Origin of the sequence: Burkholderia sp. BCC0405 (genome assembly GCF_902833075.1) — a bacterium.
Taxonomy (GTDB): domain Bacteria; phylum Pseudomonadota; class Gammaproteobacteria; order Burkholderiales; family Burkholderiaceae; genus Burkholderia.
Genome location: NZ_CADFEO010000001.1, coordinates 611,285 through 624,912, shown reverse-complemented (window position 1 = coordinate 624,912; position 13,628 = coordinate 611,285). Strand labels below are relative to the sequence as shown.

Annotated in this window: 5 protein-coding genes and 1 pseudogene; 3 read left to right on the top strand and 3 right to left on the bottom strand. The window is 57.8% G+C overall.

The window, feature by feature from the left end; all coding sequences use genetic code 11:
- Positions 1 to 51 precede the first annotated feature (51 nt).
- On the bottom strand, positions 52 to 918 hold the full coding sequence (locus HWX36_RS02760) for a DUF5677 domain-containing protein (protein WP_175950738.1): 867 nt from the start codon (positions 916 to 918) through the stop codon (positions 52 to 54).
- 88 nt (positions 919 to 1,006) lie between these two features.
- Here HWX36_RS02760 and HWX36_RS02755 point away from each other — a divergent pair.
- A pseudogene (locus HWX36_RS02755) lies at positions 1,007 to 1,144 on the top strand (IS256 family transposase); the annotation flags it as partial.
- 69 nt (positions 1,145 to 1,213) lie between these two features.
- Here HWX36_RS02755 and HWX36_RS02750 read toward each other — a convergent pair.
- On the bottom strand, positions 1,214 to 1,873 hold the full coding sequence (locus tag HWX36_RS02750) for a hypothetical protein (protein WP_175950737.1): 660 nt from the start codon (positions 1,871 to 1,873) through the stop codon (positions 1,214 to 1,216).
- A gap of 289 nt (positions 1,874 to 2,162) precedes the next feature.
- Complete coding sequence (locus HWX36_RS02745) at positions 2,163 to 3,338, bottom strand: hypothetical protein (protein WP_175950736.1); 1,176 nt, start codon at positions 3,336 to 3,338, stop codon at positions 2,163 to 2,165.
- Positions 3,339 to 4,577: 1,239 nt separating this feature from the next.
- On the opposite strand from HWX36_RS02745, the gene HWX36_RS02740 reads away from it, so the two are divergent.
- Together HWX36_RS02740 and HWX36_RS02735 are read left to right on the top strand one after the other, a co-directional pair.
- On the top strand, positions 4,578 to 13,328 hold the full coding sequence (locus tag HWX36_RS02740) for a hemagglutinin repeat-containing protein (RefSeq protein ID WP_175950735.1): 8,751 nt from the start codon (positions 4,578 to 4,580) through the stop codon (positions 13,326 to 13,328).
- A complete protein-coding gene (locus HWX36_RS02735) occupies positions 13,325 to 13,615 on the top strand; it encodes a hypothetical protein (RefSeq protein WP_244136301.1) in 291 nt (96 codons plus the stop codon). Before HWX36_RS02740 ends, HWX36_RS02735 begins: the two co-directional genes overlap by 4 nt.
- Positions 13,616 to 13,628 lie beyond the last annotated feature (13 nt).

The following is a 13,628-nucleotide window of genomic DNA, read 5'->3' as shown; positions in this document are numbered from 1 at the left end:
CCGGTCGGGCGCCCGGCCGTTTTTTGAAATGAGAGGGAACATCCACCTACGTCATCCAGTCGTCTCGTCGGTAGCATTTCGAAGTAGTGTAAATGAGGTCAGGAGTTCGTTGAATCTTCGAATAATTTTCTCCATCTCAGGCCTGGCATCTCGACATGATGCTGCGGCCAAAAGTCGTTCGACTAATTGTGCATAAAGAGCCGCGGCATTCGCACCCATATATACTGCGTACGAGCCTTTTTCAGCGAGATTCAACTGGCTAACAAGGTCTTCGTGTTCGGGTCCCGCGTTCTGTACTGTGAACCAATTGTTGTAGGTGTCTTCTGCCAGCGAATGAATTGCGTCAGACGCGGGCGCGAAGATGTCGTGATACGCCTCCTCTATTTCCAATAATTGAAATCGTCTACGAGCGTCGGGCCATGCTTGGGCATTTGCGATCTCAGGGATGCGTGCTCTGGAAGCGTCCAAATAAGCCATCCGGTCGGCGGCCGCCGCAACGACGCTTGGCTGGCTGCGTTGCAATGCAAACTCGTGCCATTTGCGTGCTCGTGTGTGCGCGTTATCGAAGTGAGCGCGCAAGAATGAGAATGCTCTTTCTTTTCCTTCGTCATCGATGATATAGAGCAGGTTGACGGAGTGTTCCAGAGCAACGCGAGAGAGGATCTCGACGGTGGTAAATCGACGAGAGTTGAGGCAGATGAGGATAATCTCGATCATCTCTTCCACCGTGCTCAGAATTGTGAAGCTCTGAGCTTGCTTCAGTGATGAGTGAAGAGCGTCAAAACACGCCCGAAAATTGTCTGTGAGCAAGGTGCGAGACGAATTGAATAGATCGGAAATCGAGTCTATTTTTTCCCAATCTCGCTCGAAATTTCTGGTCGCAACTTGAAAATGCTTCTCGAAGCTTAAGTCTTTCATGCGTGTGTCCCTATATGCTGCTGGAGTCTTGAATTATATAAAAAATAGTATAAATATAATTCTTCTTGTCGCAGTGCGGCGAGAATGAGAGACGGCGATCAAATTGCTCTAGCTGGCGTTGCGCAACGTGCTGGCCAAGACTGTACGGGCAGCCTTCGACTGGAAGTCAGTGATGAACCAGTTTGCTATCCTGTTCGGTGGCCGATTTATGCCGGCGCACGGATAACGCGCGGTTCAACCGCCTCGCCCACAAAAATGCGGACAGGTTCAGAGATCAAGTTTTGACTTGTGTAACTCATGACCGTTTTCCTTTCGGCCAGGCTTCGGGCTTAAAGAGTGATTCTGGATCGAAAACGAGACCCAGGCGCTTTGCTCGCTTCAGTAGGCCGGCATGACCGCGTCCGGATATCATCTCGGACGCCGTTTCGCCGAGTCCGGCCGACAGCATCAATGCGAGCATCAACTCCTGTTCGCGAGTCCACCTTTCGATACTGTTCGGGTGCAGGAGCAACGAGCGCAATTGCCTGCGCTTCATCGCGTCCTCTTCTGTCAATTGGCTCAGGGTCTCGTCATCAACTCCGTGGATCCGCTCGTGGCACTTGCCATGAACGCATCGAAGCCTCGATACGCACTCAGAGAAGCGGCGGCATCCAGTGCACGGAGGAACATGTTCTTCGCGATCGCTGACACACAAATACTCGTACGTCAGGTGATGCACTATCATGTCGTCAAGATATACTGGCTTTCCACATGCGACACAATTTCCACCAGCGCTCTCGTGCACTGCCTTCCGAATGTCTTCGTGGCGCTGCACTCGCAATGCGAAGTTTTCCCATTTACGAACTAACTTTCGTAACACCTCTCCCGGGGACAAAGCGGGGGAGAGTTCAGTCGTGAGCGAAACTTCGTTGGCTTGCTCTTCATCAGCCATTGAGGGGTCCTTGTCGATGATCAACGCGTTCTCTTACGGCTACCCGGTGGAACCGGTCGTCTACTGGACGTGACGGGAGGTCAGAAGCGGGGTGCCAACTTTCCACGTGCTCAATGGCCATTGGCCTCGAGCCACCTGGCTCGCGGTCCGCGGCCGTCCACCATATCGGGCCATAGTCGGCCAGTTGTCGACGATTGCCCACGCCTGACACGGACAGGTGTCGGTTCTCCCACTGATAGTGGATCTTCGTCATGCCATCCTTGCTCGAGGATCCCCTCGAGCAAAAGGAATTCACGAACATCCTCCGTCTAGGCTATTCCAGCGTCCGGATGCCGTCGAAGAACACTCGCGGAGTCCAACCCTTTGTGATTCCATCGAGCAAAAACTGATCGACGAGATCCAAACCGAAACCGGCGCCTACGGACGCGATGCCCGCAAGGCCGCCCAAGAGGGCGCCAGCGTATGGCGATTCGGTTGCCATGCCGATGCCAGCGCCGATAGCCGTCATGGCAATTGATTTCGCGAGCTTTCCACCAGTGGACTGAAAGAGTCCAACCGGCTGTATGAGTGCATCCAAATAGTATTTGGACAACTCATCCGGTGCTGCACCATCGCACGGTGCGAGAGAGAGCCACTCCCGGAAATTGCGGGAAGCCCGTTTCTTCCGAAGCGCAATCATCTTCGAAAATGGCGCTTCGATTTGAGCATACAATTGCTTCAAGTCCGGTATGTTCTCCAGGCGCGCCAGAGTAGTGAACCCGGAGAGACGCGTTTCCACGGATGAGAATCGCCCACAAGACTGGCTGAGGAACTCATAGAAGTCGCGATTCGAATACGATGTCATATTGTTCGACATCGCAAATTTGTACTCAAGCAAGCTTCCCGCACACTTCGACAGCGTCTCCCTCTTCTTCAACGGTATGTCCCGGTAGGCAATTTCACTCGGGTCAAGGCCATATCCCTTGAGTCGCCCGCTCTCGTACGCCGATTTGGAAATCTCTACAACCTCACCGGCCAACTGCATGTCGGGAATGGTATAAGTGTCTCGGAGCTTTCGGATGAGCGTACGTCGATCTGAACGATCTAGCTTTTTGGTGTAGCGCGACAAACCTAGAGCAAGCGATTCCTCGGGGTCGCTATGCGCGGCGGAGGAAAGATTGCCATAGGTCAGTGGGTCAATGCCCGGAATGTCGTCCGCGATGTGCGCGACCATGGGCGTCCAAAGCACAAATCGGAGAGAGCCACTTTCGGCCAGGTCGAGGACCGCTTTATCCCCCATCATGGATAGGAGCATCGCTAACGGAAGATTTTCGCCGTGAACTTTTAATGAGACTGTGTCAAACAGCAAGAAGCTCTCGAACAGAGTCCCGGCAACATCTTCCCATTGGCGCTTGAACTGCACGGGATCATTGGACTGGGTAGGCGAGCCGATGACCAGAAATTTTCGGCAAAAGTCGTTCGGGCCTTCGTAAAAAACGTTCTGTGACATGATCTACGCCATCGAGCCATAAAGAACTGATTATATCGAGGTCATACGCTGGGTGTGGATTTTCAATATGATAACTAGATGCGAAAGGCAAGTGTGGAAGTCCGCAGTTGCTCACTCGTAGTTTCCGTCGTCGCGGACGCGGGAGCTACGGGTGAGCTGTGCTTTTACACCCTCAGTCCAAATATGACGCTATTCAGCTGCTTTCGGATCAGAATCTGCCGTCGTTCTTCGAACTGACGACTGGTGGTGCACGGTCGAATTGAGGCGCACGATTCTTCAGTTCGCGCTGTTGCTCGACTTCTACATACGGATATCCAGAAAGTGGAACATACGGCTGGTTATCCGCATATCCGGGCCGTCTTATCGTGTCTCTTGCTGGTCGCCGATGGCTTCCTGGGCCAATACGGCTCACTCTGCACGCGATCTACGCTGGGAGGGGGATTGTTCAGAAATTCTTGGGTCAGGTTGCGGGTCCGGGCGTTATAGGCTCCAACGTGCAAACTGCTCAAGTAGGGCGCTGCTCTCTGCCGCGAGTCTCTGGTTTTCCGCTTCCGGCCGGGCGATCGGCCGAAGGAAACCCGCAGATCCGGCGACATCGCTTCATGAGACTGTTCAACCTGCCCCAGCACGGTTTGTGGCTCAAAAATTCTGCATTCCGGCGGCGAGCAGGGCGTCCGGCGAAAGTCGTGTTGAAAACTGGAGACATGCTGCATCTCATGGGCGTCTGCTTTCGCTAGTGAATGATCGGTGGGTTAGCAGCGTATATAAACATCAAATAATCACATTTTAAATGTTGGATACTTCAATGATCTTGATGGTCCTTTGGACTTGCAAAAAAGTGACGCGGTTCCGATTGCTCTTGTGCAGATGGCGCGTCGACGACGATGTTAGTATGCATGCATCCCCGATAAATCAACGATTCGTTCGCATCGGACGCGGTGACGTTGCTCCGCAGCGTCTGCTGTCTCGCGGTCCACGCATCAGGATTTCAGGTTCGGAATTGACTGTTAAATAAAATATTGAATTGTCAAGTTTTTACTTTTGCGTTTGATGGGGTGACCTGTATTCGATCTTGAATTTGTCGTGATTTTTCTCATGTGGTGACGCGTGTTGGCTTCCCCCGCGGGCACCTAAGGAGGCCGCGACACCTGACAGTCTTTAACAGCGAAAAATGGGCTTTTCCACGATCATCGACCATTGGGGGTAGTCTGTTGCTTGAACCGTGAGTAGACCAGAACGATGAACAAAAATCAGTATCGCCTCGTATTCAGCCGCATGCGCGGCATGTTGATCGCTGTTGAAGAAACCGCCAGCGCGTCGGGCAAGGCCGGCAGAGGCGAAAGCCCTGCCGTGGGTCATGTGTCGAATGGTCTCGCGCAATTTGCGCTGCGTCACGCCGCATTTGCGGTACTGGTTGCGGTCGGCGCGACGCCCATGTGGGTGAGTGCGCAAATTGTCGGCGGCGGCGCGCACGCGCCCTCGGTGATTCAAGCGCCGAACGGATTGCCGCAAGTTAATATCAATAGGCCCACGGGAAATAGCGGCGTTTCGCTGAATACCTACAATCAATTCGATGTTTCGAAGTCCGGCGCGATTTTGAATAACTCACCTGTTATTGTGAACACGCAACAGGCGGGTGTAATTAACGGCAATCCAAATTTTCTTCCCGGCCAGTCAGCGCGCCTGATTGTCAATCAGGTCAATAGCAGTAATCCGTCGTTACTCCAAGGTTACGTTGAGGTGGCGGGAAGTAAAGCCAGCGTAATCTTGGCTAACCCGTCAGGCTTGATTTTGAGTGGTGGCGGATTTCTGAATACGTCACGTGCGACATTAACAACCGGCGTCCCGGTCATCGACGCAAACGGCAACGTTACCGGCATCAACGTTTCGCAAGGCAATATAACCGTTCAGGGTGCGGGGTTCAATGCATCGAATCTGGATCAGGTGGATTTGTTGGCGAGAGCCGTGCAAATCAACGCAGCCACCTACGGTAATTCGTTAAACGTGATCGCCGGGCCGAATCACATTGATTATGGCACGCTCGCCGCGACCCCGATTGCGGGTACTGGTGCGGTGCCTGCCATCGGGATCGACGTGAGCCAGTTGGGCGGTATGTACGCCGGGAAGATCGTGTTGGCGTCCAATGAGTACGGCGTTGGTGTCGGCGTATCCAATGCCGGTGTCGTTGCCGCGCAGGCGGGCGACCTCACCTTGCAGTCGAACGGCCGGCTCGTGCTGCCAGGGCGAACCGAAGCGAGCGGCAATATCGCGATGACCTCCGCGAACGGCGTGACGAACAGCGGCACGACCTACGCGCAACAATCCGTTTCGGTGAATACCAGTGCGGACGTGACGAATACCGGTACGCTGGCCGCGCAGCAAAATACCAGCGTGAACGCAGGCTCGGTCACGTCAACGGGGACGCTCGGCGCGGGCGTGAACAGTGACGGGTCGGTTGGTCAGAGCGGCGACCTGACTGTGATGACCAAGGGCCAGTTGGGCGCGACCGGTCAAAACATCGCGGGCGGCAATGCGACATTCGCAGGCAGCGGCGTGAACCTCGCCGGCAGTAAGACGGCCGCAAACGGCGGTCTGTCGATGAGCGCGAGCGCGGGCGATGTGAACCTCACGAGCGCGACGACGAGCGCACAAGGCGCGATCAACGCGCAGGCGTCCGGCGCCGTCATCAACGACCACGCCGCTATGTCTGGTGGCAGCGGCGTGACGCTGGCCGGCTCGACTGTTTCGAACCAAGCCGGACAGGTATCGTCGACAGGGCCACTGGTTGTTCTTGCCTCCGGGCAATTATTGAATCAGTCAGGATCGCTGGTGTCGCAAAGCACGGCAGCAATACGCGGCGGCGCGATCGTGAACACGCAGGGTTCGATGCAGAGCGCAGCCGGCATGTCGGTATCCGGGGCGTCGTTACAGAACGATGCGGGGCGCGTGGTCGCGCTCGGCACGGATGGGCTGTCGGTGACGACGACGGGCCAGATTCTGAACGCCGCGGGCACCACCGCCACCGGTGCTCGGGGTGGCGTGATGGGGAGCAACGGCGCGACCGTCGTACAGGGCGGCAACGTCGTGAATCATGGCGCGATGACCGCTGCGACGAATCTGACGGTTTCCGGCCAAAGCGTGGACGACAGCAACGGCACGATGGCATCCGCGCAAACCACGACCGTGAACGCCGGCTCGCAGTTTGTGAACGCCAATGGCGCGGTCACGGGGCAAACGGTCAATGTGAACGCCACGACGATCAACAACGATGCAGGCAACATACAGGGCGCACAGGTCGGACTGAACGGAACGAATCTGCAAAACCATGCCGGTGTCGTCACGCAAACCGGCACGGGCGCGATGGCGGTCAATATCACCGGCACGCTCGACAACTCGCAGAAAGGCACGATCCAGTCCAACAGTACCGACCTGACGCTTGCCCCGTCGACCCTGATTAACGATGGCGGCACCATCACGCACGCCGGAACGGGCACGCTGACTATCGTGCCGGGCAACGGCACGGGTACGTTCAGCAATGTCGGCGGCAGTGTCGTGAGTAACGGACAGGCTGTCGTGTCGGCAGGCTCATGGAACAATACGCAGGGTACGTTCGCCGCGCGTCATGGGATCGGTGCGAAGGTCGTCGGCGACCTGGCGAACCAGAATGGCCTGATTCGTTCGCAAGCGGGCATGTCGCTGATAAGCGGCGGCGCGTTCCTCAACCAAGGTGGTCAAGTGGTGTCGGGCACGACTGCCCCGACCGATACGAGCACGCTCGCGATTCAGGCGGCATCGATTCAGAACGCAGGAGGCACGCTCGCGAATCTCGGCACGGGTGCGACGACGGTGCAAGGTGGTAGCCAGTTCCTGAACGCGAACGGCAGGGTGACTGGTAATGGCGACGTGTCGATCGACGCGTCGGCGATCGACAACACGAACCACGCGCAGATTAGCGGCGCGAACGTTCAGGTGCGTAGCGACACGCTGGACAACAGCGGATCGAAGATCGGCAGTACGAGCGGCGATGTCGACATCGCCACGACGGGCACGGTCACGAATACAAGCGGCCAAGTTGGCTCGGCGCAAGATTTGACAGTGAACGCGCCGACCCTGCTGGGTGGCGGCACGTACAGTGCGGCACGCGACGCCTCATTCGCGCTGCAAGGCGATTTCAGCGCAACCCCGGACTACAGTTTCAACGCTGGCAACCAGATGACGTTTTCGTTGCCTGGTACGTTCAACAATTCGGGCTACCTGCAAGCGGTCTACAACCTGAGCATCAACGCAGGCGACGTGCTCAATTCCGGCACGATCGCGGCCGGCAACCGGTTGTCGACCCACTCGAACACGCTGGTCAATTCCGGCGTGATGGTCGGCGGCAGCGCATCGCTGGTGGCGAACAACAGCATCGTGAACGTTGGCCCTACGGCGCTGATTGGCGCGTCGGATAGCGCCGGCTCGCTCGAATTGCTCGCACCGGTCATCCAGAACCGGGACGACACGACCGCGACCGACACGTCGCCGCAGGCGGCGATTTTCGGACTCGGCACGGTTGTGTTGGCCGGCAGCAAGGATGCGAGCGGCAATTACACGAACGCGCAATCGATCCTGAACCAATCGGCCTTGCTTCAATCGGGTGGCGATATGGCGTTGCACGCTGACCTGATCACGAACACGCGTCGGATCATGACGACCACGGGTTATACGAACAACGTCGATCCGGCGGTGCTTGCGGCGCAGGGTATCAGCCTGTCGGGTTGCGCGGCCTATTTCGCGGGGAACTGTACCGGCCAGACGAGTTATGGCATCCGGGCCGACAACATCACACCCGAAGAAAGGGACGCGTTGATTAAACAGCCGGGTGGCATGTACATCGATCCGCCTTACGGCGGCCAGTGGAACAGCGCGTACTACTACACGACTTATACGGGCGTGGCGTCAGCGAACACGATCAAGGACATCAGCCCGGCCGGACAAATCGTCTCGGGTGGCAAGATCGATGCCTCGTCGTCCGGGACGCTGAAGAATTACTGGAGCAATATCGCCGCCGTCAACGGCATCCAGATCCCCGCGAACTATGACGGCGATAGCTGGGCATCGAACGGCCAGCAAGCGCCGGGTGTCACCGTGACGTACTCGGGTCAGTATCACTACAACAATTACGACAATTCGGAATACAACTGGCAGTTGCCGTTTGGCAATGCGCCGTTCGTGACCGGTAATCCCGGCGGCTACTCCCCGGCCCCGGCCGATGTGAGGGAGTACAAGCTTCCCGACTACCAATCGACATTGGTCACGAATGGCACGCTGTCCGGCTCCGGCGTGAGCGTGAATAACACGGCAGCGAATGCCTCGATTCCGTCGTTGGGACTTGTGCCGGGACAGTCCGTGTCAGGCGTGTCGGCATCCATCACGGGTGGGGCGCCGACTGGCGTCAATCCGGTCATCGCAAGCGCCACGGCGCTGAACGTGCTGAACAACCTGACGATTCCGCAAGGCGGTCTTTTCAAACCTAACGTCGCGCCGGGCGCAACGTACCTGATTGAGACGAACCCCGCTTTCACGAATCAGCGCACATTCATGTCGAGCGATTACTACCTGCAAGCGCTCGGGCTGAATCCGCAGACAGTGGAAAAGCGCTTGGGCGACGGGTTCTATGAACAGCAGCTTGTGCGCAATCAGATTACGTCGTTGACCGGCAAGGCGGTACTCGGACCCTACACCGATATCCAGTCGATGTATGAGGCGATGATGGCCTCGGGCGCTGCACTGTCGAAGTCGCTGAATCTGGCGCTTGGCGCGAGCTTGACCGCCGAAGAGGTCGCCAGCCTGACGAGCAACGTTGTCATGATGGAAACGCGTGTCGTCGATGGTCAATCGGTGCTCGTGCCGGTGGTCTATCTGGCGAAAGCGAGCCAGCAGAACTGGAACGGTCCGCTGATTGCCGCAACCGACATCGACTTGAAGAATGCGCAGACGTTCACGAACAGTGGGACTGTGACGGCCAGCAATTCGTTGTCGATCGACGGTAAGTCGATTGATAGTGCGTTCGGTGCACTGTCGAGCGGCGGCCTGATGAACCTGAACACGACCGGCAACATTGATTTCACGTCGGCCAACGTGAAAGCCGGCAGTCTGATCCTGAATACGGGTGGCGACCTGCTGCTGAATACAGCAACCAACACGACAAATCAGGTCGCCGCAGGCGGTGCTACGCGCGTCAATACGACGCTCGGGCCGATCGCGCAACTCAATGTGGTGGGCGATGCCGTCATCGCGACCGGCGGCAACGTCGAGCAGCACGCGGGCAACCTGAATGTCGGCGGCAATCTCGGGATGAACGTCGGGGGCAATTGGGACCTCGGCACGGTGCAGACCGGCGAACACAAGGTCGCCGCACTCGCGAACGGGATTTCGGACACGAATATCAACACCGTCACCGGTAGTTCGGTCAAGGTCGGCGGCGAGTCGGCCATCGGTGTGGGCGGTGACTTGACCGCACAGGGCGCAAAATTCGACCTGGGAGGGGGTGGCACGATCGGTGTCAAGGGCGACGTGACGCTCGGCGCAGCAAGTGCAACGTCGACCATTCAAGGCAACAGTTCCGGCAGCGATCACCACGGCAGTTACGCGGAAGAACATCACGTATCGGACGAGTCCCTGCTTGGTACGACCGTGCATAGCGGGGATACGCTTACGATTGCGTCGGGCAAGGATATCAATGTCATTGGCAGTTCGATCAGCCTCGATAAAGGCAATGCAAACCTGCTGGCAAAGGGGGATGTGAATGTCGGTGCGGCGACCGAAACCCATACGTTCGACTCGCATGAAACGCATAGTCATAGCAACGTGGTGAGCGGTGTGAAGGTCGCAAGCGGCACTGACCAGACCGCAACCTATAGCCAGGGCAGCACGATTTCAGCGGACGGTGTGAAGGTCGCAAGCGGCCGGGATATCAACGTGACGGGCAGCAACATTGTCGGCACGGATCTTGTGAGCCTCGATGCGACGCGTAACGTGAATATCACCACGTCGCAGGACACGGTGCAGTCGTCGTCGTATTACGACAAGAAGGAAAGCGGCCTGCTGACCAATGGTGGATTGTCCGTGACCTTCGGTAGCCGCTCGATGGGCAATACGGATCAGACAAAGCAGGTGACGAACAACGCAAGCGTCGTCGGCGCATCGTCAGGTAACGTGTCGATCAACGCAGGTAAGGATGCGACCATTACCGGCAGTACCGTGGTTGCCGGTCAAAACCTCGACGTGACCGGGCAAAACGTTGTCGTGAACTCCGCCTATGACACGTACAACGATGCGCAGTCGCAGCACTTCAGTCAATCGGGGCTGAGCGTCGGCGTGAACGGTGGCGTCGTGGGCCTTGGTCAATCGATGGCGAGCACGGTGCGTCAGGGCGCGCAATCCGGCGATTCGCGCCTCGCGGCCGTACAAGGCGTGGCGGCAGCCGAACAGGCTTATCAGAGTCGTGATGGATTGAAGAATGCTGCGACTGCCCTGTCGAATGGCAACGTCAGTGAAGCCGCGAACGGTGTTCAGGTTCAGCTCAGTATCGGATCGAGCCACAGCAGCAGCAACGAGACGACTTCCATTATGCAGGCGAAGAACGCTTCGCTCATCGGCAACGGCAATGTGCATGTGACCGCGACAGGCACGCCTGATGCGAACGGCAACGCACAACCCGGAACCGGCGATATCACGATGACCGGCGCGAACGTGCTGGGCAAGAACGTGTTACTCGACGCGAACAACGCGATCACGCTGCAAAGCGCGCAGAGCACAGAGCAGGACACGAGTTCGAACAGTTCGTCGGGATGGAACGCGGGCGTCGGGATCGGCGTCGGCAAGCAGACCGGGATCAGCATTTTTGCGAACGGTACGAACTCGCACGGGCAAGGCAACGGCAGCGCCGTAACGCAGACCAACACGACCATCGCAGCGGGCGACACGTTGACGATCAAATCGGGCGGCGACACAACGCTGACCGGAGCGCAGGTATCAGGCGACAAGGTGAAGGCCGACGTGGGCGGCAATCTCACGATGACGAGCGTTCAGGATACGTCGAACTACGCGAGCAACCAGCATAGCGCGGGCGCGAGCGGCAGCTTTACGTTCGGCTACGGCGGCGGTGCCGACGTGTCGATCGGGCATACCGGCATCGATGCGAACTACGCGTCGGTGAACCAGCAGACCGGTATCGTCGCCGGCAAAGGCGGGTTCGATGTGAACGTCGCGAATCACACGCAGCTCAATGGAGCGCAGATCGCGAGCGCCGCCCCCGCAGAAAGCAATACGCTGACGACGGGCAGCCTCGGATTCAAGGACATCCAGAATTCGATGTCGTACTCCGCTTCGTCGGAAGGGTTCTCGACTTCGAGCGGCCCGAGTTTCGCGCAGACGGGTGACAGTGCGAACGGCGTGACAAAGGCAGCCGTGAGCCCGGCGACGATTACCGTGAAGTCCGACCAGCAGAACGGCACCGACAGCACGGCGGGCCTGTCGCGCGATACCGCGAACGCAAACCAGACCGTCAAGAACACGTTCAACTTGCAACAAACGCAGAACGATCTGGCGTTTGCTCAGGCATTCGGCAAGGCGGCGACATTCGCGGTCGCGGAGGCTGCGACTCAACTCGAAAACAGCAGTCCGCAGATGAAGGCGCTGTTCGGTGAAGGCGGCGCGGGACGCGATGCGCTGCACGCGGCGGTGGCTGCGATCGGCGCGGCGTTGTCGGGCGGGAACATTGCCGGCGCGGTGGCGGGTTCGCTCGCGGGCGATGCGTTGCAGTCGCTGGCGCAGCCGATTATCGATCAGGCCGTTAGCCAGTTGCCGCTGGACGCGCAGTCGGCTGCACGCAAGGCGCTGAACGAGATTGTTGCGACGGCCGGCGGCGCAGCGGGTGGCGCGTTGGCCGGTGGCGGTTCGTCAGGCACGCTCGCGGGTGCAGGCGCGGCGGCGAACAACGAGCTGTACAACCGACAACTGCATCCGACCGAGCGGCAATGGATTAGCGACAACGCAGCCCGGTATGCGAAGCAACAGGGCATATCGGTTGAGCAGGCGATTAGCGACTTGACGGCACAGGCCAATCGCCAAGTGCAGAATGGCTCGCCGGGCGCATGGGATCAGAACGCAAACGCATTTCTGAATCAAGCGCACGGGTTGCTTCCTGCCGACGGGAGCAGTGGCCCCGGATATATGTTCTATGCGACCCCGGATCAAAAGGCCAACGTGGCGATGTACGCGAACTATTATCCGAATGGCGTAGGCATGAACGTGCCGTCTGCGCAAGCGGTCGCGAGTTCGGCCAATCGTGACAAGGCCCAGCAAGAAAAGTACAGTACGCTGACTTCCTCTGCCGCAGCGGTAGCCGCATTGGTAACGGGCGGCGTGGCCTTGTTTCCGGATGCTGCGGCGGCAATTGGTGCAGCGATCAAGGCTTGTGCTGCGAATCCGATACTCTGCGGAAATCAGGCGGCGATCGCTGTAGGTGACTTGGCTGCTGGCGGAGCGATGCCCGCCGGCACGGGGGCGGCTGTAGCAGGCGCTGGGGCTGCTGCCGCTGGCAAGCTGATCGGTTCGACGGAGAACCTCACCAGCGCCGAAAGGAGTTTCATCAACGAGATGGTGAGCGGCGGCCGAACAGTCGAAGTGATTCCGTCGAGCAATGTTGGTCGGTCTGGCGATTTCCTCATCGATGGGAAAAAGTACGAACTCAAGACCATGACCGACGTAGCGAAGCAGACATCAGATGGGTTGTCTAGTGCGCTTTCAAGTACGGCGATGTCCGCGCGGGGGCAGTCGGGAGATATTATTATTGATGCTAGAGATCAAGCCGGTATGACTGTGGATATTGCGCAGCGTGGAATAAATAGGGCATTTTCTGCCGATACAAAATCTGGCTCTAAAATTCAAAGCATAACCGTTATTACTTCACAGGGAACGGTGTACGTTCCGAGGTTACCCCAATGACAGCCATGATTACAGGTTATCCGACCGAACTTGAATTGCGCGAGAGGATAGAACGCCAGATAGCCAGGCGTGGGGCAACTGATGCTGTTGCGCTAGTCTGGCACGGCTATCTTACCGGCTTACTGGAGTGGGGTCTGATTGAATTAGATGTGTTCACCCGACTTTCAGCGCTGCTTCCTACAATTGGCCGTGTCGAGCTCGTAGAGTTGTCCATGGACGAGCTAATCTCTCCAGAGTTAGAGCGAGATATTAATGAGGCTGCGCAAGCGGATAAGAAGCGAAAGTGAGTGATGGTCGCCG

Coding starts and splice junctions, on each gene's coding strand:
- HWX36_RS02760 (WP_175950738.1), bottom strand. CDS start 918: ATGAAAGACTTAAGCTTCGAGAAGCATTTTCAAGTTGCGACCAGAAAT.
- HWX36_RS02735 (WP_244136301.1), top strand. CDS start 13,325: ATGACAGCCATGATTACAGGTTATCCGACCGAACTTGAATTGCGCGAG.
- HWX36_RS02745 (WP_175950736.1), bottom strand. CDS start 3,338: ATGTCACAGAACGTTTTTTACGAAGGCCCGAACGACTTTTGCCGAAAA.
- HWX36_RS02740 (WP_175950735.1), top strand. CDS start 4,578: ATGAACAAAAATCAGTATCGCCTCGTATTCAGCCGCATGCGCGGCATG.